We start from the raw sequence: 22,851 nt of genomic DNA on the forward strand, positions 1-22,851 counted from the left end.
TCGGTGCGGGAGCCTGAATCGATGGAAACAAGGATGACTGAACCGGACGTGTCCACTCGTCTTGAATCCACAGATTCAGCGCTCCCGCAGGCGCGTAATTCCGCGGCGGATTCATCTCTGGCTCGGCCGCGGTTCGACTCGAGCGGGGCGGACAAACGTTTCCGTTTGGCAAACAAAATCGGCGGTTCTGCCGTGGCGATTGCGGGTGTTTTCCTGATTGTGCTAACAGTCGTTATTGGCCTGTTCCTGCTGTACAAAGGTTCTTTCACCTTTACCGCGTTCCAGCACACGGTGGGGGAATTCCTGTTTTCCCCGGACTGGGAACCGCAGGACAGCCCGGACTTAACTCTGCGCGGCAGCGTCGGCGCCCTTATCTTTATTCTGGGTTCGCTGACGACCTGCTTCCTGGGCCTGGCCATCGCTACGCCTTTCGCGTTGGGAGCCGCCGTGTTCATTACAGAGATTGCTCCCCGCGCGGGTGAGCGCCTGTTCCGTCCCGCTGTAGAACTGTTCCTCGGCATCCCTTCCGTGGTTTACGGCTGGGTCGGTTTGACCGTCCTGGTGCCTTTTATTCGTGACTTTTTTCACGCCCCCCTGGGCGGCTATTCGGTTCTAGCGGCGGGCATTGTCCTGGCGGTCATGATTTTCCCGACCATCACCACCGTTTCCGCCGACGCGATTACCGCGGTTCCTTACGATTATCGCGAGGCGGCCTACGGCTTGGGTTCTACCCGCTGGCAGTCGATTTACCACATTGTCCTGCCCGCGGCCAAGAAGGGCATTTTGACCGGCATTATCCTGGGTTTGGCCAGGGCTTTTGGCGAAGCTCTGGCGGTCGCGATGGTCATCGGAAAGACTCGCGCCTTGCCCGCAGACATCCTCTCTCCGACCAGTTCATTGACCACGGCGATTACCGCCGACATGGGCAACACCACCAACGGCGGGGAACACAACTCGGCGCTGTGGACCATGGCTTTGCTGCTGTTCCTCATCTCGATGTTCTTTATCTTTGTGATCCACCTCATCGGCGCGGAAAGGAAGCAGAATCAATGAGTACCGCTACGACTACCGCTTCGGGTCTTTCCGCCCAGATGGAACACCGTATTCGCCGTGCCAAGAGCATCAACAACCTGATGACCGGCGTCTTTGGCGCTATCGGAGGTTTCTTCCTGATGTTGATTGTGGCGCTGGCGGCCTACATCGTGGTTCGCGGTTTGCTGAGTTTTGACCCCGTGTTCCTCAGTTTCAGCCGTGACGGCATCATGAACCAGGTGTTCAACACCGTTTACCTGGTGTTTTTGTCCCTGATTGTGTCCGTCGCCCTCGGTGTTCCCGCCGGAATCTACATGGCTGAATACGCTCCAGAAAATCGCTGGACCGGGTTCATACGCATCTCTATCGAGTCGCTGTCCTCCCTACCCTCCATCGTGGTCGGCCTGTTCGGTTACTTGGTCTTTATCCTGATGGTGGGGCAACAGTGGAACCTGCTGGCTGGCGCTTTGGCGGTTTCGATTCTGAACCTGCCCTTAGTCACCACGTCCACCGAGTCGGCTCTCCGGGCACTACCCCAAGACCTGAAGTACGGTTCCGCGGCCTTGGGTGCGACCCACTGGACCACCATCGTGCGGGTACAGCTCCCGGCGGCCCTCCCCCACCTGATGACAGGGGTCGTGCTGGCAGCAGAGCGTGGTTTCGGGGAAGCTGCCGCCCTGCTCTATACGGCCGGTATGTCCACCAACATCAACTGGTCCTCCACAGACATCACCTCCCCCACCAACGCATTCAACCCCATGCGTCCCGGCGAGACGTTGTCGCTGCACGTGTGGGCGATGCGTACCGAAGCGGTGGAACCAAACGCGGTGGACATCGCTAACTTCTCAGCCGCGGTGCTGGTGCTGATTGCCCTCCTGTTCTCGATTTTGGCTCGCACCATCACCAAGCGGGTTCACGCCAGCCTGGCGGGCCTGTCTGACCAGGCTCCCAAGGGCGGCAAAGGCAAGTGGCGTAAGGCCAACTCTGAAACCCCCGCCCCCACTACCGACACGGTGAACCATGCCGAACCGACTATTGACGCGTCGAACTTCACCGACCGTTTCCACCCTAAAGGAAAGGAATAACCACTCATGACTGGGCAAACTAACGTTTTGGAGTCCCCCGCAGCGCCCAAAATTTCCACCACCGCCAAGTTTTCCGCACGTGACCTACACCTGCAATACGGCGACTTTGAGGCTCTCAAGGGAGTCAACATCGACATTTTGCCCCATCGGATTACGGCTTTGATTGGCCCCTCCGGCTGCGGCAAGTCGACCTTCCTGAAAACCTTGAACCGAATGAATGACCTGGTCAAGGGCGTCAGCATCACCGGACAGGTACTGCTCGACGGCGCGGATATTTTCAAGGATATGGATGCCATCGCCCTGCGCAAGCGGGTGGGCATGGTGTTCCAGCAGCCTAACCCGTTCCCCAAGTCGGTCTTTGACAATATCGCCTACGGGCCGCGCATCAACGGGATTCGCAATCATCGGGAACTGAGCGACATCGTGGAGCGTTCCCTGCGTCAAGCCGCGATTTGGGACGAGCTAAAGGATCGCTTGCACAAGTCCGCCGTGGGACTTTCCGGTGGTCAGCAGCAACGTCTGTGCATCGCCCGCGCTTTGGCTACCGAACCGGACGTTATCTTAATGGACGAACCGACCTCCGCTCTCGACCCGATTTCTACCTCCAAGATTGAGGAACTGGTCGTCGATCTGGCTCGGGATTACACGATCGTGATTGTGACCCACAATATGCAGCAGGCTTCGCGCATCGCCGACAACACGGCGTTCTTCCTGCTGGGCGAACTGGTGGAGTACAACGATACGGAAACCCTGTTCAGCGTGCCTTCGGACAAACGCACCGAGGACTACATCACGGGTCGGTTCAGCTAACACCGTGGTTTCGCGTGCCCGGCAGATTCCGCGGGGTACGTCAGGGAAATATAGTTTTGAGTTATGAAACAGAAAGTAGAGAGGTAATGCGTTCCCGATTCGATCAACAACTCATGCAGCTCAAAGAACTGCTGGTTCAGACCGGAGAGCTCTGCGAACAGGCCATCAGTCAGACCATGGTGGCCCTGTCCAGTTCCAGCGATGAAATCGCTCGTGAAGTGATCCGGGCTGATGCCCAAATCGATCAGATGGAGCGAGACATTGAGCACCTGTGCCTGAAATTGCTGTTGCAACAGCAACCGGTAGCCGGGGATTTACGCCAGGTTTCCGCCGCTCTCAAAATGATTACCGACATGGAGCGTATCGGCGACCAGGCCGCGGACATTGCGGAAATCGTGAAGTCTACGGATATGTCCCTGGTGCGAGGATTCCCCAAAATCCCTCAAATGGCGGCGAAAACTGCTGAGATGGTCCACGACGCGGTCCAGTCTTTTGTCGACCGCGACCTGGCTTTGGCTACTGCCACCCAAGCGGCGGACGACGCGGTAGACCGGATGTTCGATGAGGTCGCCACCGAGATGATTGATTTCATCGTGCATGCTGACGCGGCGGACGCCCAAAAGGCTATCGACGTCATCATGATTGCCAAATACTTGGAACGCATCGGCGACCACGCCACGAACATCGCCGAGTGGGTGGATTTCGCAATCACGGGGGTACACGATGTCATCTTCGACACAAAATCCGCCTGAATCGGGCGCTCCCTGGAATAATGGAAGTGTGATTTATTTTGTCGAGGACGACCTAAACATTCGGGATTTGGTCGTTTACACCCTCGGTTCCACCGGTTTTACCGCACGGGGCTTCGCTGATTATCGGGAATTTCGCGAAGCGATGGCGCAGCTGCTCCCGGAAATGATTTTGCTGGACATTATGCTGCCTGGCGTTGATGGCATCCAGATTTTGCGCCGGATTCGGGCCAACCCGGAAACCGAGGGCATTCCAGTCATCATGGTCACAGCGAAAGGCGCCGAGTTCGACAAGGTCAAGTCCTTGGACTTGGGTGCGGACGACTACATCACCAAGCCGTTTGGCATGATGGAGCTGGTGTCACGAGTCCGGGCGGTGTTGCGCCGCGTGGCTCGCCCCGCCGACCCCGCTGCTGAGGACGAGGAAATCCTCACCATCGGCACTATTGACCTGAACCTTCCCCGCCACACGGTCGCGGTTGAGGGTCAGGAGGTGAAGCTGACTCTAAAGGAATACCAGCTACTGGAGGAACTCATGAGCCAGCCGGGGATTTTGTTTTCCCGCGACAAACTGCTGGATTCCATCTGGGGATACAGTTTCCACGGCGAGACGCGCACGGTTGACGTGCATATTCGCACGCTGCGCAAGAAGCTCGGTCCGGCCGCAAAACACATTGAAACCGTGCGCGGCGTAGGCTACAAGATTTCCGAATGAGGGCGCTGTTAGCGTAATCGCCATCGAATCAAGGGAGATTATATGCGACGCAAGATTCTGGGGGCTATCTCAGGTATTTCTGCCCTAGCCCTGGTGCTTGCTTATGTCGGTTCCGTTTTGTTCTTTTACGAGGTCAATCGCGCCAACATTTTGGATACTCTGACCGAAGAGGGCAACCTGTTGGCGCTGAGCCTGGAACATCATACCGATGATATTCAGACCCAGATGCTCACCGATTTTCACCGTCAGACCCCCGGGGTTCGCCTGACTTTGGTAGCCGGTGACGGTGAGGTTCTCTATGATTCAGAAGTTCCCGCCGCTCAGATGTCCAACCATGCGAACCGGCCTGAGATTGTCTCGGCTTTGAGACACCAGGCTTCCGGGTTGGGCTCCGATATCGAGGTGCGTGATTCTGACACTCTCGGCGAGGATATGTGCTATTACGCGCGGGCTATCCCGTCGGGCAAAATCGTCCGCGTGGCGCGTCCCGTCCGCACGTTTTATGCCACGGCCCTGTCCGGGCTGCCGATTTTGGGCGGCATTGCCCTGGGTGTATTTGGGCTGTCTTTCCTCATTGCGCGGCGTCAGGCCCGCCTCATTGTCGCGCCGCTGGAACAGATTGACCTGAACCACCCGCTCTCGGGCACCCCTTATGACCGCGACCTGCTGCCCGAAGTCAGCAAAAACGGGGTGTTCGGGAACTCCAGCGTTTTCGGTGGTGGCGGGGTTTTCGGTTCGGGTGCCTACACCGACACGAAACCGGGAGACGAGCCGAGCCGGTCTGAGTCGGCGGAGCCTCCCCTGCCCCACGATATGCTCCAGGCCTACGGCAAAGACCACGGAACGGTCCCGATTTACCCCGAGTTTTTGCCGCTGCTGCAACGTCTGGAACATCAGAATCGGGACAAGGAAGCGGCCGCGCGTTCTCGCCGCGAGTTTTCCGCTAACGTGTCTCACGAGTTGAAAACCCCGCTGACCTCCATCTCTGGATATGCCGAGATTATCCGTAACGGTTTGGTGAAAGATGAGGACATTCCGGGTTTTGCTGAGCGCATTCACCAGGAGTCCTCCCGCCTGCTAGACCTGATTGGCGACATTATGGAGCTGTCCCGGCTGGACGAGGGTGGTCTGCCGGCAGAAGCGGGGGAGGTCGAGTTGTTTGATTTGTGCCGCACGGTGGTGGAGCGGCTGCAGCCTCGCGCCGCGTCTTTCGATGTGAAGCTGACCCTCTCCGGTTCGCACACGACCCTCACCGGGGTGGAGCCGCTCCTGGGTGAGATGGTGTATAACCTGGTGGACAACGCGATTAAGTACAATCGCGAGGGCGGTGAGGTGAAAGTTTGGGCGGGGACTCATCTGGGCAGGCCCCAGCTGATTGTGACCGACACGGGTATCGGGATTCCTTACGAGGATCAGGAGCGTGTGTTTGAACGGTTTTATCGGGTGGATAAATCCCATTCGCGACAGACCGGGGGTACCGGTTTGGGTCTCTCTATCGTCAAGCACGCCGCTATCCTACATTCGGCGGAGATTACAGTGAACTCGACCCCGGGCCAGGGCACGCGCATCGAAGTGACTTTTCCGGACGCGGCCTGATTTTGGCGCCAGCCAGTGGGGGCGAACTGCGGCGCTGATTCGGGGGGACGGCCTGGAGCTGCCTGTGGGTGCGGGGCATGGTTAAAAGGTAAGGGCAAGCTGGCCTTTCCAGGTGGGGTAAGATAGAATGAAACAGTTGTGTTTCCTCAGATTATCTGGAGATTGAACACAATAACTTGCCGCGTTGCACTCAATAGCTCGGTCGATGGTGAGGAGTCCCCATGAGAGTATCCGTAAAACAAACCGTATCTTTGATGCTGGCACTGGCTCTAGTACTGCCGGGGGCGATGATTTTTTTCCAGCCTATGACGGCATATGCCGGCGAAACCAGTCAGTATGCGGACAACCTGGAGGCACAGCCAGTTAAAGTACCTGATGGTCAAAAGGCAGAAGATTTGGTCAAAAACCCCGCACAGCCTGACATTTACACTCTACGCAGCGACTACATCGTCTCCCGCTATGGAGAGGAAGTCACCAACTACCAGCCCTACGTCGCTACTGTGGGAGAGTCGGCTACGCCAGAGGAACGTCAAAAAGTCAAGCAGACTGTAAAACTGCCGGAATTCACCGGTTACGATAATCCCAAAAATGGCGCAGGTCAGCCCATAAAGAATTTTGACATTGACTATAACAAAGTTGTCCAAGCCGCAAAAGCTGGAGAGCATTCGGGAGATGCTGATTACGGAGAAGCGTATAAAGCTCAGAAAAAATACGAATATACCGGAGGTAGCGGAACTATTACGATTAAGCACCTGTTTCAAGATATTAATCAGATGGATAAATATGGCAACAAGCCAGGGAGTGCAGGTGAGATTACCACAGAGCAAACTGGAGATTTCGGTTCGCTGGTTACCATTGAACCGTTAGAGAAAGCTAAGATAGCGGGTTTCATCCCGGAAGATAGCGGTAATCAAATTTTAATTTCTCAAAAGTCACAGACGGTATTCTTGCGGTACAATCGCAACCACTTCAATGCCGAGTTTGACACAGTTGACGGAACTGCCGTTCCGGATCGCGCACTGTATTATGGGCAAGTCATTCCGAAACTGAACGCAGCGGATATCCCGACAAAGTCCGGAGCAAAATTTGCCGGTTGGAAGCCATCCGTTGATTTACAGGGTACCCGAAACGGAAGTGTCGTAACCTTTAAGGCTGGGGAGCCCATCCAGGACGCCAGTAACAATCCTATAAAGGATTTGGACACCAAACTGATCATGCCAGCACAAAACGTTAAGTTCACTGCCGTATGGGAGGAAAGAGATAAAGCCAAGTATACGGTTCTGTACTGGGCGGAAAAGTCAGATCATGCAGATAACGCAAAGCTGAGGGACAAATACGATTTCATCGGTACTCGAGTTATTAATAATGTAGACACAGGTTCCAGTCCGGACTTATCGGCTGAAACGATAGAGAATGTTGAGTTTCCTGACCTTAGTGCAGCACGATTGCAGAAAGCTTGGACAAATAAGTCTTATTTCAATAAATTCTTTGTTTATAACGCAGACTTGACCGCGAAGGAAAATGCCGAAGCCGGTAACCCCAGTGTGGTAAAGTCCGTTTCCTCTACGGGCAAAACTGTCTACAATGTATATTACGACCGGCAAATTTACACACTTTATTTCACAAAATCATTAACTAAATACAACACTTTCTTTCCAACAATAGTTAGAAATGGCAAAACCGTAGGCAGCCCTGAGAAGCCCTATACATTTAAGGCGCGTTTTAATCAACGGATGGTAGATCAATGGCCTAACGACCCGTTAGAGGTAAAAGGGTTTTCATCTGGTTATAATAGCTTTGGCTGGACTCTTAATATACCCAATATTTCGCGTTATGTTGGTTCCTTAAAAGCATTTCGTGATACACCCCCTTATAGGTTATCTGCAGATCTATTCTTGGACATAGAAAAAGTTCCCGAAGATGCAAAATATAAAATTCCAATTTACGGACAACCTGACAAGACCGGTGAACCCTTTGATATTGCTCTTGGTATAGAACAGGGTAATGGAGTTATGCCCCACCATCTCGATTTTTGGCTGCAAGATTTCGAGGGTAATTTTATTCCTGATTACGACCTCTACCAAGTGAAGTCTGATACACAATTAGACAATTATATGCCATTGACCCCCCCCATTTTAGGCTATACCCCCCTCAGCGCTACTATCTCCTCTGAAAAGTTCAAAATAGATCAACTCGATGAGTACAATAATGCTCGCGAAGCCGTAAAGCCTTTCGATAACGACAAAGGTAAAATGCGCTTCCATACAAATTTCCAAGACGGAGATAGTTTCTCTTTTAATAAAAACGGTTATATGAAATTTATGTACACCCGTAACAAGTACGAATTAAAATTTAATAATAATCCAGACTCACCCAAAGCAGACTCTGCGTATACTCAAAAAGAAAAGATTAACATCTACTACGATTACAAACTCAGAGATTTAGATTTAGACAACCCTAATAATTTTTTCAAACTTGGCTTGACTGACCTCCTGGAACACGATGCGTCCAGTAATCTCATAAAGGATCAACTCGGCAATTATAAAGTCAAAAAACCAGATGGTGTTCCTGAACACTTCGAATTCAAAGGCTGGGCGCTCGATCCCAACGGTACTAAAATGGTGCGAGACGGCAACGAGACCATGCCTAATCACAACATGGTTCTTTATGCCAAATGGGATGAGCCCGATAAAAATTGGAAGGTTATTTTTGACCCCAACGGCGGTAACTTAGCACCACTCGACGAACAGAAACTCACTAAAACTCAAAAAACCATCCTTGAGGGTCACGCAGAGCAGCAAGTCGAGGTAACTTACCCACACAAGTTAGCTAATGACGGCGATAAACAACAATTTACCGTGCTCCAGCGCCAAAAATTGGTCAAACCTCCCACCCCAACCCGAGACGGTTACAACTTCTTGGGATGGGAAGTACTGCGTTATAAAAAGGACGCCGATGGCACCTATACGACCAAATTTGATGATTCCTATTCTCAGACTTACGGCGTTCCCGAACTTTACTATTTCGGCAACGATATCGTCAGTCCTATTTACTTAAAAGCAATCTGGGTGAAGGATAATTTGGAAAAGGTCACCGTCTACCATTACTTTTTGGATCAGCAATACCATATCGATCATTCCATTATGGATAATCCAAAATCTCGAGTCATCCAGAATCAGCGCGCCGGTCAGTACACTACTTCATCTGGCTCTGAACAAAGCGACTCTTGGTTTCTGGCTCCACATGCCGAAATTATGAAAACTACTGATACGAATCTTTTGAAACTCTATACCGAGTATAACAACCGTATGCAGCAGACAAATAACAGTTACTTGCAAACGTTAAAGGTCGAACCAAAAACTATTACTGTCAATGGTCAGGCAACCGCAAATCCCGATTACAAGCATAATGTTTTCCGGTTCTTTTACACCCCGTTCAGGACCCGAGTTTACAAAGTTAACTACATTGACGAAAGAGCCACAGCAGAATTAGATCCTGCTCAAACTACAGCAGACAGACAGAATGTTCTCAATAAATACCGCATTCTCGACCAGGAAACTGTCTCCAGTCTGGCGCGTCACTATGACGCACGCAACTACAAGCCAATCAACGGTTGGGTACTCACCTCCAAGCCGCAGCAGCAGCTGTTTTATGACGTCAATGAAGATACTAACGAACTTGTCGGAATTAACGGTACCGGTTCCGATGAAATCACCTTCTATTACAAGGACGTCAGAATCCTCGAAGTGCCAAGCACTGGTACGACACCACCAGGCTATGTCAGAGTGACTTTCCAGGCAGATGAGGGCGGTTCCTTTGGCACCGATGGCGCCGGGAATCCCATCAAAGAACTTCATTACGATGTCCTCAAAGGTATTAAATCGAAGCAGCTTCCCGTCCCCCAACAGTTGATAGGAACGCGTGATCCGAATAAACACTACGTGACTCCGGATGCAGACAAGAGTTTCGACATGTGGGATACGGATCCACTTACCGACACTCCGCTCAACGACAACACGGTCTTTACTGCGAAATTCACTGTCCCAACCCCAGGCGGAAACCCGGGCACACCCACGCCTAACCCGACCACACCAGGCACACCGGGTACCCCGACGCCTAACCCCACTACACCAGGCACACCCGGCATCCCGGGAGGAAATCCCACGGGCCCAGTTTCGCCCACTCCCTCCCCCACCTCGCCAAGTACTCCGGCTTCTCCGGCTGCACCCAGTACGCCAAACCAGCCCGGCACACCGGCTTCGCCCGGTATCCCTGGTATGCCGTCCGCACCGGCTTCGCCAAGCGTGCCCAATCAGCCTAATCCGCAGGACAAGCTGAACGCTTTTGATACGACGGTGACCGGAGCCAATTCGCTGCTCTACCTATACGCAGCAGTTTTGTTTACCGCCACCGGTGGCTTGATGCTCCGAATCAGCAGGAAACGTGCCCAGGGTTACCGGGCCTAGGATTATGCTCTAAGCGCCCCAACCACGCGCCCCCGGCCTCGTGCCCGCGACCGGCCTCGTGCGGTCCTTCGTGCTGCCGCAAGGCCCCCGGCCACACACCAACTTGCCCCCACCCACACCCCTTGCGCGGCCGATATCGGTCAGGCACGTCATTAATTTGCTGTCACCGCCCAGGTTATATATACTGTTTAGGCACTTCGGGGCATTGGCGCAGTTGGTAGCGCGCTTCCATGGCATGGAAGAGGTCAGGGGTTCGAATCCCCTATGCTCCACATTTTGAAAATCCGAGAACAGCAAGTCCCCGGATTTTCAAACATTTAAGGACTCTATAGGGGATTCGAACCCGAGAGGGCTGGCCCGAAATGTTAGAAATCGGGGATTAGATCGGGGTTGGTGGTCATATAGACCAGCAACCCCAATCTAATCGCAAATTAGCAACGCCGCCCGGAGTGAGCAGAGTCTCCCGGAAGCGTCACGGGTTTCACCTAACCCCGTGGAAGAACACAACCTTGGAAATGTCGCTCATTTACTCAGCGCGAAATACCCTGCAACCAGGCCAGTTATAAGGAAACCTGCGTTATCACCACGTTTCGCGCCGGGTTACGTGAGGTCCCCCAACGCCCTTGGGAACAGTAGAAAACACCACGAGTATCGCCGTGGCGAATTCAGTCGGAGCTAAGCCAGTGGAGTATAGCGTTCCCGCGGTAAAGTAGAGGTGATTACTTTCTGCAGATTGGAGGACTAAAATGGATGAGGGCGAAGAGGAAATACGTTTGGTTCTCAAGCATATGCACCAGCAAAAGGTCATTACTGATCAAGAGTTCAAGGATATGAATACATTCATCGATGATGATGGGACTCTTGGCGCACTGGCAGGCATAAGCGCTGTGGTACAGAACCATCCAAATGCCATTCCCTCAGAACTGCTTGACGAAATCCTCGCCCTCGAACCAGTGTTTGACGAGGGCTATTATGAAGAAATGCTAGATGCGCTAGCCGCCAGGACAACTAAGCCTTAATCGCGGTATCCGACACGCCCACGTTATACGAATCAATCCGCCAGTACGGCTCGCGATGCTCGGACTGAATCACCGCCCAATGGCAGTTGTCCAAACCGCGCAGGCCATGCCACTGGGCCGGGTCGTGTCCCAGCAAAGTCACGATTCCCTGCGAGGTGGCAGACCCGTGGGAAACGAACAAAATCGTTTCACCATCAGCAATTTTGTCAGCCCAGTCGCGGTAAGCCTGAGACACTCGCAGTCCAACCTCGCGGCGCGGCTCCACCTTGGTGGTTTCCGGGTCGGGGTCGCCAAAATCGCGCCATGAGGTGAAATCATCGGGCCAGCCCGCCTTGATTTCCGTGGCGTTGAGCCCCTCCCAAGCCCCAAAAGCCCGTTCCATCAGGCGTTCGTCGACTTCGACGGGCAAGCCGAGCCGGTCGGCCAGTGCGTGAGCGGTGTCGAGGGCACGGCCCAAAGGTGAGGAGATTACCCTTGTGAAAGGCAAACGAGCCAACCCGACTGCGGCGTCTTGGGCCTGTGCTATGCCCGTTTCATTGAGGGGGATGTCAATCTGTCCCTGAATCCGGTGCTGCTTGTTGTAATCGGTTTGTCCATGCCGCCACATCACCAAGGTTTTCGTCATTGCCCTGTCCTCCTGTTCGGTCGACCCGTTACTTTTGTCCCTGCCGGCCAGCGTTATGAAAAGTCCTCGCCGATGAGGTCCAGCGGAGAGACGGGTTCGGGTGCCTGCACAGCGGGGCTGGACGGAGCGGGACTGTCAGTCTGAGAGGCCGGTTCCTCCGGATCGGGCACCTCAACCAGGGGCACATCGGCCCACAAGCGTTCCAACGCGTAAAACTGTCGGTCGTCTTCTTGCTGGACATGCACCACAATCATCCCGTAATCGAGCAAAACCCAATGAGCCTGCTCCAGACCCTCACGACGCAGCAACTTTAAACCAGCTTTCGTCATCGCCTCGTCAACAGCGTCGACAATGGCCCGCACCTGACGGTCGTTATTGCCCGTAGCCAGCACAAACATGTCGGTCAGCACCAGGCGTTCGGAAACGTCCAGGGCAATAACCTCCGTGGCCTTCTTCGATTTTGCTGCTTGACCTGCTGCTATGGCGAGTTCGATGGACTTGGCGTCAGCACTCATACAGAAAAAATCCCCATTTCGGTTGTGGAATCGGGCAGGAGAGCATCTCCTGACGTGGCGGCTGGAGAGTCTAGCGCAGCCGCGCTCAGCGTGGCTTCCGTCTCTAGCGTAGTTCCCGAGGCAGACGTCACCGCGGCGTTCTTGTCCAGAGCGAAGATGAGCATGCCCACGACCACCACAGTCACCAGCACGACCAACGCCCAGCGGGCCGCCTGACCCAGCATCAGCAAAGTTTCGCCCCAACGCCCGGACTTGCGAATCAAACGTTCGGTGAAGGACTCCTCGAATTCGAACTCTTCCCAGTCGATGTTCTCCAGTTCTTCCTCGGTGATGTCCGAGCCGAGTTCCTTACGCAAAACTTCAACATCGGCCTCGTGGAATTTCTGTTCGGCTTCTTTGAGCTCTTGGAGTTGTCGAGCCTCGGCTTGTTCCAGGCTTTCGCGGCGTGCCGAGCGGGATTCTTGCGGATTCCACAAGGTCGGCATTCCAGGTCGGCCGGGCATTCCCGGCATTCCAGGTCGGCCGGGCATTCCCGGCATTCCGGGGCGGCCGTAAGGCATTCCGGGCATCCCGTAGCCTGGCATACCTGGCATACCTGGCATACCGGGGCGGCCGTAAGGCAGTCCAGGCATCCCATAGCCGGGCATACCCGGCATGCCCGGCATTCCGGGCATCCCCGGGCGGCCGTAAGGATTCGGACGTCCCCACATTCCATAGGGAGCGCCCGGCTGTCCCGGCATCCCCGGTTGACCAGGCATTCCCGGACGTCCCGGCATTCCGGGCTGGCCGGACTGGCCGGGTATCTGCCCCGGCTGGCCTGCCATGCGGGAATCGCCTGAGGGAGCTCCCGGAGTCTGAACCAGCATCTGCCCAGGTTGTGATGATTTATGGGTCTGACCAGGCTGCTGACCCGGGACCGATCCCGGTTGCCCAGGTTGTCCCGGCTGATTAGGTTGGCTGAGTTGATTGGGCTGAACGGTTTGGCCAGGCCTCTGCCCAGGCATTTGTCCCGGTTGTCCGAGTTGCCCCGGCTGGGCGGGCGGCTGTGTCGGTTGTCCGGGTCGTCCAGCTGACAAGGGCGGGCGCGCCGCGAAGTCCGGTACCGTTCCCGGAGCCTTGGCGTCCGGCGCCAATCCGGGAGCCGCGGGGCTCCCGGGGCGTGAACCGGGCATTCCGGGCTGTGCCGGAGCAGTTTCCGGCGGAGTCTGCTGGTGAGGCGGTGCGGCTTCCATCTGGCCGGGACGCGGCACCGGAGGATTCGGTCGTGAGGTCGGTAACGTGGTTGACGACCGGGCCTGGTTTGGCAAGCCGCCGGGTCCTGAAAATACCGGAACTGGCGGATTTACGCTGCCTCCAGGTGCCGCCGGCCTCGCCGCAGCGGAACCTGCCGGGGAGGACGGCAGGGGCCGGGACGCGCTGCCGGGAACAGGTGGGTTCGCTCGGGGCGGGGGAACCTGCGCGGAACCGGTCGAGTTCGGCGCTATCGTGGGAATCATGCCCGTCGTGGAAGGGGGCACCGGAGTCCCCGGTGTCGGCAACTGACGAACCGCCGTATCCGCGGGGCGATTCCCGACCGGAACTGCGGGTTTTTCGGGCACCACGGGAGTAGTGCCGCGCACGAGGGGACGCTGGACACCGGCGACTTGCGGCCCGGCAGCACTCACGGCCTGAGCCTTGCCAACTACCGGAATCATGCCGGTCAGAGCCCCGTCCTTGTCAACAGCACGCACGGCTTGGGCAGTATTGGGAACTTGCAGAGCGGGACCGGTCGGACCGGCACCGGGCAACACTTGCCCAGGCCGAGGGGCACTAGCTCCTAAGCCCGGTAAATTGACCGCCTGCACCGGCACGGGTCGCGGCCTTGGCTTGCCCTCGCTCACAATCCCCCTCTCGACAAAGTCATCGTTGAACTTTCTGGCTGCGCCACGTCATTCACCGCGGCCGCTGTCAAAGCCGCCTTGGGAACGGCGTATGACGCCTCTCGCGAATCCGACTGCAGTCGCGTGTCGTCAGCATAGAGTCCATATTTAGCAATATATTGAACAACACCGTCGGGCACCAAGTACCACACCGGTTGGTGCGATTTTACCCGATTCCGACAGTCGGTTGAGCTGATTGCCATGGCCGGAACCTCAACCAAAGAGACATGCTGTGCCGGAAGGTTAGCGGGATCAAAGGAATGTCCCGGGCGAGTTACCCCCACGAAGTGCGCCAGTTCAAACAGTTTGTCGATGTCTTTCCAGCGCATAATGTCAGAAATCGCGTCAGCTCCGGTGATAAAGAATAGCTGCGCATCACCTAAAGCGGCTTTCAAGTCGGTCAGAGTGTCAATCGTATAGGTCGTGGTAGCTCGGTCAATATCCACGCGGGACACCGAAAACCGCGGATTTGAAGCCGTCGCAATCACCGCCATCAGGTAGCGGTGTTCCGCCTCAGTGACCGGGCGCCCCAGCTTGAATGGCTGCATAAAAGTGGGCACAAAAATGACCTCATCAAGGCCGAAAACCGCCTGTACTTCCGAAGCCGCTACCAGGTGACCGTGGTGAATCGGGTCAAAAGTGCCGCCCATCACCCCGATACGACGTCGACGCTGATTGGACTTTGCCGAATTTTCGGAGTCTAACGCCCAAACGCATCTGTGCGAGCGAGACTCCATGACGGCCTTTCTTAATCCTTTACTACCCAAATACGAGCACACAAAACTTCCTTTTATGAAATTATACCCGCCCGAACCTGAGTGGTTCCTATAAATGGTGAGAGAATCTGCAATATCTATCCTTTGAGTTTGTCCCCACGCGCGGCACCTCCAGGCGCTCGCGAGCTCGGCTCACGAACGGACCTGACCGTGACCGCGGATGACGGATTTGGTGGTCGTCAACGCTTCCATTCCCATCGGGCCTCGTGCATGCAGTTTTTGAGTGCTGATGCCGATTTCCGCCCCCAACCCGAACACGGCGCCATCGGTGAATCGCGTGGAGGCGTTGACGGCAATCGCCGCCGCATCAACGGCATTCACGAAATGGTCAATCACGTCCTGATCCTGAGCGATAACAGCCTCGGTATGACCGGTGGAATACCGTGTGATGTGGTCAATCGCCGCGTCCACCCCATCCACGAGCCGCACCGCCAAGTCGTAGTCCAGGTACTCCGTTTCCCAATCCTTTTCTGTGGCGGGCACAAGGTCGATTTGCTCAGTTTCCGGGTGTTGGCTCGCTACCGTGCGGGTCGCCTGGTCGGTGTGCAGGCGGACCTGGTTCGCCGCCAGTGCCGGCAGGACCAGCGGCAGGAACGCGGGCGCGATGCCGCAGTCCACCAGCAGGGTTTCCGCCGCGTTGCACACCCCGACCCGCTGTGTTTTCGCATTAATAACGATGCGTAGGGCGTCATCGAGTTTGGCGGATTGATCCACATAAATGTGGCAGTTCCCCACCCCCGTCTCGATGACCGGAACCGTCGCGGTGTTCACCACCATTTCGATGAGTCCCGCTCCGCCGCGAGGAATCGCCAAATCCACCAATCCCCGCTGCGTCAAAATCGCCTCGACCGCCTCGCGGCCCAGTCCGTCCAGGGTCTGCACGGTGTCTCGCGGCAAACCTTGCTGTTCCAGGGCTCGTTGAATAACGTCTACGAGGGTCCGATTGGAATGAACGGCGGCTGAGCCGCCCCGCAAAATGACGGCATTATTCGTTTTCAAGCTCAGCGCGGCGGCATCTACGGTGACGTTCGGTCGCGCTTCATAAATCATCGCCACCACGCCCAGAGGCACCCGGATTTGTTCAATCCTGAGACCGTTCTCCATGGTGCGTCCCCACAGGGTTTGGCCTATCGGGCTGGGCAACGCCGCAATATCACGCACGGCGTCAGCCAGAGCCTGCACCCGCTCCGGGGTGAGCTGCAGCCTGTCTTGCAGACCAGGGGGCATTTCATTGGCTTTGGCTTGCTGCATATCGCGTTCATTGGCCGCCAAGATTCGCTCGGTGTTGGTTTCGAGCAGACCGGCAATGGTCTCTAACAGCCGGTTTGGGCTCCCCGCCCCGCGCATCACCCGGCTGGCTGCCTGTGATTGCCGTGCTATCTGGCGCACTTGATCGTAAACACTCATGAGAAAAGGCTACCAACAACGGGAATAACGGGTGAAAATAGGGCGATTGCTGCCATTATTGGCAGCTACTGCCCTATATTCCCCTTATATCCACAATCAGTACCGTGTCTCGGCCAAATAGTCGCGGTGGACGACCGGGCCGAGGTCCGTATTTTCAGCCTCAACTTGCGCGGAATCATAGGCGGCGACCCCTTTTGCGAGGATTTCGCCCCTGGTATCAACCAGCTCCACCACGTCCCCGGCGTGGAAAGTCCCTTCCACCTCAGTGATACCGGCAGCGAGCAGCGACTTCTTTCCCTCTGTAATCGCCCGGGCCGCGCCATCGTCCAACACCAGGCGTCCCTGCACGGTCGCCGCGTAAGCCAACCACAGTTGCTTAATTCCGCGCCGCGGACCGGTGACTCGAAACACCGTCCCGACTGGTTCCCCGCGCAGAGCCGGACCCAAATTATCGGTTGAAGTCAACACCACTTCGGTCCCGTTTGCGCACGCCACCCGCGCTGCCAGCAGTTTCGTGTGCATTCCCCCGGTGCCCCAGCGGGAACCAGCATTTCCCGCCTGCACGCCGGCTAAATCCTGTTCCCCTCGAACTTCGGGGATGAACCGCGCGGTCGGATCGGAGGGATGGGCGGTGTACAAGCCGTCAACATCGGTACAGAGAATGAGTCTCTCGGCACGCACCATGTGCGACACTATCGCCGCGAGCCGGTCATTGTCCCCAAAACGCACTTCATCAGTAGCGACGGCATCATTTTCGTTGATAATCGGGATGACCCCCAAAGCCCGTAGCTTTTCCAGCGCGCGCGAAGCGTTGTTGTATTGCTGGTGGCTCACCACTTCCGCGGCCGACAAGAGAATCTGGGCCCCAATCACCCCTTGCCACGCCATCGCCTGATTCCAGCGATACATCAGTAGCCCCTGCCCGACCGCCGCCACCGCCTGGGCCGTAGCCAGGTCTTTGGGGCGTTCCTGGCGACCCAAAGGCTGCGAACCTGCCGAAATGGCCCCGGAGGACACCAACGCGATGTCCTCACCGCCCTTCTGAGCCCGCGCCAACAGTCGCGAAACCTCGTCGATACGGTTCAAATCCAGGTATCCGTCGGCCCTGGTCAGCGAGCTGGAACCGATTTTCACTACTGTCGTCATGCGTTCAGCCTACCCTACCCGCACCAGGGCGTTGGGGCGTATTCTCGGTCCTACTCGGTTTCCCCGGGGTCGTTCCACAGGCCAGACTCGCGCTCCGCGTCCAGTTCTTCACGAGCACGTTTCTTGGCGTCCATCCAGGCGTGGTAGTCGATACGGCGCTGCTGGTTGGTGCGGCGGGTGTTTTCGTAGAGTCGCGCGTCCGTGCCGCGCGCGCCCAGCAGTTCCGCTCCGGCTTGCAGGGTCGGCTCCCAGTCAAAAACAACACCCGTTTCGGGGTCGCCAATCACTACGGTATCCCCCGCGTGTGCCCCGGCTTTCAGCAGGTCGTCCTCAACTCCCACGTTTGCCAGGCGGTCGGCCAGGTAACCGACCGCTTCATCGTTAGTGAAGTCGGTCTGTTTCACCCAGCGCTCCACCTGTTCGCCACGGATAGAGAATCCCGGCTCGCCCTCGATTGTGGTCATCTCAATGGTGTAGGTCTTGGCGGGGCGCGCTGATTTCGGCTGCGGGCGCAACACGGGTCGCGCGCTGTCGTCCTCGGGCAGTTGGGAACGGTATTCCTGAACCATTTCGGCCAGCCCAAAAGCGAGTTCTTTCAACCCTTCGTGAGTAGTCGCGGAAACTGTAAAGACCGGCCAGCCGAGTTTCGCAATCTCGTTTTCCATCAGGGCGGCCATGTCTCGCCCGTCCGGGACATCGATTTTGTTGAGGATAATGGCGCGTTGGCGTTCCATCAGGGGTGGCAAGAAGTCCCTCCCGGGACGGTAGCGGTCCAGGGATTTCGCGTAGTGGGCAAGTTCGCGTTCCAAAGTCTTAATGTCGGCCAGCGGTTCACGTTCCGGATCCCACGCCGCCAAGTCCACCACGTGGGCAATCACGCAGCAACGTTCGATGTGACGCAAGAAATCCAGCCCCAGACCTTTGCCCGCGGCCGCGCCGGGAATCAATCCGGGCACGTCCGCCACGGTGTAGCGCGCGACCGGATTATCCACTACCGCCAGGTTCGGTACCAGGGTCGTGAAAGGGTAGTCCGCAATCTTGGGGCGCGCCGCACTCATAGCCGCTATCAGCGAAGATTTGCCCGCCGAAGGATATCCCACCAGCGCCACGTCAGCCATCGACTTCAGTTCCAGAATGACGGTACGTTCTTCACCAGGTTCTCCCAACAGGGCAAAGCCCGGTGCCTTGCGTTTCGCGGAGGCCAGGCCGTAGTTGCCCATGCCTCCCACCCCGCCGCGCGCGATGACCAACTGGGCATCCGGGGCATCTAAGTCCGCCAGAAACTCGCCATCCTCACTGGTGACGACCGTACCTTGGGGAACGTCCAAGAACAGGTCCTCACCGCGACGTCCATCGCGGTAGTCGCCCATCCCGGCTTGACCGCTTTCCGCTTTCACGTGCGGGCGATGATGGAACGGCAGCAGGGTTGTTTCTTGTGGATTGACGCGCAGAATGACCGATCCCCCATGGCCGCCAGCCCCGCCGTCCGGGCCCGCCAACGGCTTGTATTTTTCGCGGCGAATGGAGGCGCAGCCGTTGCCGCCAGCCCCGGCTTGGGCAAAAATTTTCACATAATCCACGAAGCTGACCATCTGGGCTACTGACCTCCTCCGGCTCCCTCACAGAGCCATCGTTACGTTAAACAGCAAGAGGGCTCGAACGAGCCCCCTCACGAAAGTAGTCACTGCCAACATTTAGGCGTTGGCGACTTCCTTAATGCTCACGATACGGCGATCGCGATGACGGCCGAACTCCACTTCGCCGGTCTTAAGCGCGAACAGAGTATCGTCCTTGCCGATGCCCACGTTAAAGCCGGGGTGGTAGTGGGTGCCGCGCTGGCGTACCAAAATTTCACCAGCGTTAACCAGCTGACCGCCGAAACGCTTGACGCCCAGGCGCTGCGCGTTCGAATCACGACCGTTGTGGGAAGAACCGAGACCTTTCTTATGTGCCATTGTTACACCCCTTACTTAATGGAAGTTATCTTAATGCGGGTCAGCGGCTGACGGTGACCTTGACGCTTCCGATAACCAGTCTTGTTCTTGTACTTGACAATGGAAATCTTGGGACCCTTGGCCGCGCCCAGCACCTCCGCGCTGACCTTTACCTTTGCTACGTCAGCAGCCTGGGACGTTACCTTGGCGCCGTCCACCAACAGAATCGCAGGCAGCTCAATCGTCTCCCCCACTGCCTTGTCTACCTTTTCCACCAGCAGCTCTTCACCGACAGAGACTTTCTCCTGTCGACCGCCGGCCTTAACGATTGCATATACCACGTCGAAACTCGCTTTTCTGAATGTCTTTCGTCCAACTGTGCCCTCACGAACCGCAAGAAGCACCGAAGTTCTAAATTACCGGATTTCACCTGTTTTTGCAAAATCAAGTTTCATCCACCGGTCTTGGCGGATACGCCAGCTCAACGTGGCCAAGCGAGCCAGGAAAAACACCCCGCAATAGCACCCCCACAGCCAGGCCAGTCCCAGGATTCCGCCGGGTGCGAAACGCCACACCAGCACCAGAGCAGGTATATAAACACCCAGGTTAATCAGTCCCGCGAGAGCCAGATACCACGTGTCGTTGGCACCAATCAAGACCCCGTCAAACACGAAAACCACCCCGGCCAGCGGCTGAAAAAAGGCCGATACCAGCAGTGCCAAAGCGGCCGCAGCCAGCACTTCAGGATCGCTGGAAAAGATCCGCGGCCACAGCGAAGCCAGAGCCGCGATGCTCAGTCCCAGCACGACTCCCAGCCCCAGTCCCCACAGCGTCACCCGGCGAATCAGGTCACGCACCGCCTGGCGGTCGGCTCGTCCCAACTCGAAACCAATGAGTGCCTGCACCGCGATAGCCAGAGAATCGTGCAGGTTTGCCCCGAGAGTCCAGGTGTTTGCCGCAATCTGACGCCCGGCGATGGCGACTTCCCCTTGGGAGGCCGCCACCCACAGGGTGCCGAGGATAACAATCTGCATGGTGAGAGTGCGAATCATTAGGGGCACGCCCCCGGCCAGCGCCGCGAAAATCGCTCGGAACTCGGGATACAGTGCAACTTTGGCGCGCCGGGCTCCGGCCATAATTTTCAGCGCAAACGCTGCCCCCATGCCGATACCCGCGATGGAAGTGCCGATGCCCGCCCCGGTGACTCCCAGGTTGAAACCGTAGATAAACGTGGCGTTGAAAGCCACGTTCGCGATGGCGCCGGTGACCGAAATCACCAGTGGAGTCTTGGCGTCCAACACGCCGCGCATGGCCCCGGTTCCCGCCAGTACCAGCATCATTCCCAGCATTGAAGGTGCCGCCGCCCGCAGGTACGCTGCCCCCTGAACATTAACCGCCGCGGAGGCCCCGAACAGCGAAACAATCGGCAGCGCCCCGACCCACAGGACTACGGACAGCACCACTCCCACCAGCAGCCCCAGCCAGGCTCCGTCTACCCCGGTCTTGACCGCACCATGCCGGTCCCCCGCGCCCAGCTGACGGGAGGCCACCGCGGTCGTGGTGTAGACCAGGAAAATACAAATCCCTACCAAGAACACGTTGACCGACGAACCGAGGGTCAAGCCGGCCAGCTCGGTCGTTCCCACGTGCCCAATCATGGCCGAATCCGCCAACACCATGAGCGGTTCAGCCAGCAGCGACCCCAGGGAGGGCACGGCGAGTGACAAAATCCGCCGATTCAGGGGCTGGTTCTCCGATTCAACAGGTTGTGCCTCCGATTCAACAGGTCGGTTCCCCGATTCAGAAGGTCGGTTTTCAGCCGGCATGGTGTCCCCCGTTTCCATGTTCACAGTACCGGCTTCAAAATATCGGCCACAATCAGCAGCACCGTCATGGCGATGAAAGCGATAACCACCGTGGCTGTCACCGGCAGCATTGCCGCCAAATCGACCGGCCCGCCGTCGTCGAGGCCCCGCGCGCGGCGCACCCGCTTGCGGATGCCTTCATAAATCGCGCCCGCGGCTTGCCCGCCATCCAGGGGCATCAGCGGAATCAGGTTAAACATGAACAAGGTCATATTCAACGACCCGAACAACATCAGGAAGGCCCGCAGCTTTTCCAAGAACCCGTAACCAGTGGCTTCGCTGGCAGCGATAGAGCCCGCGACCTGGCCCATTCCCACGATTCCCATCACGGAGTTCGGGTCGCGCGGCTGATTCGGCTGGAACAACCCGATGGTGGTTTGCCACAGTTTCACGGGCAGAGCCAGCAGGATTTTCGCGGTGCCTTTCCCGATTTCCCATTCATATTTGGCGACTTCCCCCAGGCTGGCGTGGTGGCGTTCGGTGACGGCAATAACGCCGATGATTGAGCGTTTTTCCCCTTTCATAGTTTGCGGGGTCACCTGGATAGTCTCAGTTTCACCGTCGCGTTGCACGGTGAGAGTGGCAGGTTTCCCAGCAGGGCTCACCGCCACTTTACTGATGACTTCGTCCCAAGTCTCAACGGGTTTACCGTTCCAGGCGGTGATAACATCGCCGGGCGCCACCCCCGCCGCGGCTGCGGGAGAGTCCGGCGAGACCGTGGCGACTTCGCGGGTCGGCAGCTCGTAACCAATCGCACTCAACGCCACCAGCACGCACAGGAAACTCAACGCCAGATTCACCAAAGTGCCGCTGACCATCACTATGAGGCGCTGCCAAATGGGTTTAGCGTAAAACGCCCGGTGTTCCTGGCCGGGTGGAATCTCTTCGTTGGAGGCAATCCGGGCCTCCTCGGCGGCGGTCAGCTCGCCTTTGCGGTTTTTCGTGCGCCGCCCCGGATGCCCCGGAGCGTACATGCCGACCATTCTCACGTAGCCGCCCAGCAACACCCACTTCATTCCGACTTCGGTTTCCCCGATTTGGCGCGAAAATATCTTTGGTCCAAACCCGATGAAATATTGGGTACAGAGGATGTCGAAGCGTTTTGCGGGTATCAGGTGGCCCAGTTCGTGCAGGGCAATCGACACCATCAATCCCACAATGAGGGCGATGATTCCAGTGAAATAATCCATGA

The 22,851-nt window shown here is 56.8% G+C and carries 19 protein-coding genes and 1 tRNA gene; 9 read left to right on the top strand and 11 right to left on the bottom strand.

The annotated features are described in order from the left end of the window. Window positions 1-33: 33 nt before the first annotated feature. From pstC to SPI05_RS07085, 9 genes are all read left to right on the top strand, one after another. The gene (gene pstC / locus SPI05_RS07045; RefSeq protein WP_321077369.1) at window positions 34-1,053 is read left to right on the top strand and encodes a phosphate ABC transporter permease subunit PstC; all 1,020 of its coding nucleotides are present in this window, start codon (window positions 34-36) and stop codon (window positions 1,051-1,053) included. Further along, window positions 1,050-2,117, top strand: a complete 1,068-nt coding sequence (pstA, locus tag SPI05_RS07050) for a phosphate ABC transporter permease PstA (protein WP_321077370.1) — start codon at window positions 1,050-1,052, stop codon at window positions 2,115-2,117. Before pstC ends, pstA begins: the two co-directional genes overlap by 4 nt. A 6-nt stretch (window positions 2,118-2,123) precedes the next feature. Beyond that, complete coding sequence (gene pstB / locus SPI05_RS07055) at window positions 2,124-2,927, top strand: phosphate ABC transporter ATP-binding protein PstB (protein WP_321077372.1); 804 nt, start codon at window positions 2,124-2,126, stop codon at window positions 2,925-2,927. An 86-nt stretch (window positions 2,928-3,013) separates the two neighbouring features. Beyond that, window positions 3,014-3,679, top strand: coding sequence for a phosphate signaling complex protein PhoU (gene phoU / locus SPI05_RS07060; protein ID WP_321077373.1), 666 nt, complete (start codon window positions 3,014-3,016; stop codon window positions 3,677-3,679). Between the two features lie 28 nt (window positions 3,680-3,707). Beyond that, window positions 3,708-4,391: a response regulator transcription factor gene (locus SPI05_RS07065; protein ID WP_321077375.1), complete on the top strand. Its 684-nt coding sequence runs from the start codon at window positions 3,708-3,710 to the stop codon at window positions 4,389-4,391. Between the two features lie 42 nt (window positions 4,392-4,433). Further along, window positions 4,434-5,987, top strand: a complete 1,554-nt coding sequence (locus SPI05_RS07070; protein WP_321077377.1) for an ATP-binding protein — start codon at window positions 4,434-4,436, stop codon at window positions 5,985-5,987. A 221-nt stretch (window positions 5,988-6,208) separates the two neighbouring features. Further along, window positions 6,209-10,453, top strand: coding sequence for an InlB B-repeat-containing protein (locus tag SPI05_RS07075; RefSeq protein ID WP_321077379.1), 4,245 nt, complete (start codon window positions 6,209-6,211; stop codon window positions 10,451-10,453). Between the two features lie 199 nt (window positions 10,454-10,652). Continuing rightward, window positions 10,653-10,725 (top strand) — tRNA-Ala (locus tag SPI05_RS07080). A 474-nt stretch (window positions 10,726-11,199) separates the two neighbouring features. Continuing rightward, window positions 11,200-11,472 (top strand): hypothetical protein, encoded by a 273-nt coding sequence (locus SPI05_RS07085; protein WP_321077381.1) that lies wholly within the window; start codon window positions 11,200-11,202, stop codon window positions 11,470-11,472. Here the strand turns inward: SPI05_RS07085 and SPI05_RS07090 are convergent. The 11 genes from SPI05_RS07090 to SPI05_RS07140 form a co-directional block, all read right to left on the bottom strand. After that, window positions 11,462-12,097, bottom strand: coding sequence for a histidine phosphatase family protein (locus tag SPI05_RS07090; RefSeq protein ID WP_321077383.1), 636 nt, complete (start codon window positions 12,095-12,097; stop codon window positions 11,462-11,464). The two genes, SPI05_RS07085 and SPI05_RS07090, sit on opposite strands and share 11 nt — an antisense overlap. A gap of 53 nt (window positions 12,098-12,150) precedes the next feature. Then, window positions 12,151-12,612 carry a ribosome silencing factor gene (gene rsfS, locus SPI05_RS07095; RefSeq protein ID WP_321077385.1) on the bottom strand — a complete coding sequence of 154 codons (462 nt, stop codon included), beginning with the start codon at window positions 12,610-12,612 and terminating at the stop codon, window positions 12,151-12,153. Continuing rightward, window positions 12,609-14,492, bottom strand: coding sequence for a hypothetical protein (locus SPI05_RS07100; RefSeq protein ID WP_321077386.1), 1,884 nt, complete (start codon window positions 14,490-14,492; stop codon window positions 12,609-12,611). Before SPI05_RS07100 ends, rsfS begins: the two co-directional genes overlap by 4 nt. Next, a complete protein-coding gene (gene nadD / locus SPI05_RS07105; protein ID WP_321077388.1) occupies window positions 14,489-15,268 on the bottom strand; it encodes a nicotinate-nucleotide adenylyltransferase in 780 nt (259 codons plus the stop codon). The genes SPI05_RS07100 and nadD overlap by 4 nt, the downstream gene beginning before the upstream one ends. A gap of 171 nt (window positions 15,269-15,439) precedes the next feature. Next, the gene (locus SPI05_RS07110; protein WP_321077389.1) at window positions 15,440-16,714 is read right to left on the bottom strand and encodes a glutamate-5-semialdehyde dehydrogenase; all 1,275 of its coding nucleotides are present in this window, start codon (window positions 16,712-16,714) and stop codon (window positions 15,440-15,442) included. 96 nt (window positions 16,715-16,810) lie between these two features. Beyond that, complete coding sequence (gene proB, locus SPI05_RS07115; RefSeq protein ID WP_321077390.1) at window positions 16,811-17,860, bottom strand: glutamate 5-kinase; 1,050 nt, start codon at window positions 17,858-17,860, stop codon at window positions 16,811-16,813. Between the two features lie 50 nt (window positions 17,861-17,910). After that, complete coding sequence (obgE, locus tag SPI05_RS07120) at window positions 17,911-19,452, bottom strand: GTPase ObgE (protein ID WP_321077391.1); 1,542 nt, start codon at window positions 19,450-19,452, stop codon at window positions 17,911-17,913. A gap of 102 nt (window positions 19,453-19,554) precedes the next feature. After that, window positions 19,555-19,815 carry a 50S ribosomal protein L27 gene (gene rpmA / locus SPI05_RS07125; protein WP_004007117.1) on the bottom strand — a complete coding sequence of 87 codons (261 nt, stop codon included), beginning with the start codon at window positions 19,813-19,815 and terminating at the stop codon, window positions 19,555-19,557. Window positions 19,816-19,826: 11 nt separating this feature from the next. Continuing rightward, entirely contained in the window at window positions 19,827-20,135 is a 309-nt protein-coding gene (gene rplU, locus SPI05_RS07130) for a 50S ribosomal protein L21 (protein ID WP_295027688.1), read from the bottom strand. 75 nt (window positions 20,136-20,210) lie between these two features. Then, on the bottom strand, window positions 20,211-21,638 hold the full coding sequence (locus SPI05_RS07135) for an MATE family efflux transporter (RefSeq protein WP_321077511.1): 1,428 nt from the start codon (window positions 21,636-21,638) through the stop codon (window positions 20,211-20,213). Window positions 21,639-21,640: 2 nt separating this feature from the next. Further along, the gene (locus SPI05_RS07140) at window positions 21,641-22,849 is read right to left on the bottom strand and encodes a M50 family metallopeptidase (protein WP_321077395.1); all 1,209 of its coding nucleotides are present in this window, start codon (window positions 22,847-22,849) and stop codon (window positions 21,641-21,643) included. Window positions 22,850-22,851: the final 2 nt, after the last annotated feature.

Origin of the sequence: Mobiluncus sp., assembly GCF_034180645.1 — a bacterium.
Taxonomy (GTDB): domain Bacteria; phylum Actinomycetota; class Actinomycetes; order Actinomycetales; family Actinomycetaceae; genus Mobiluncus.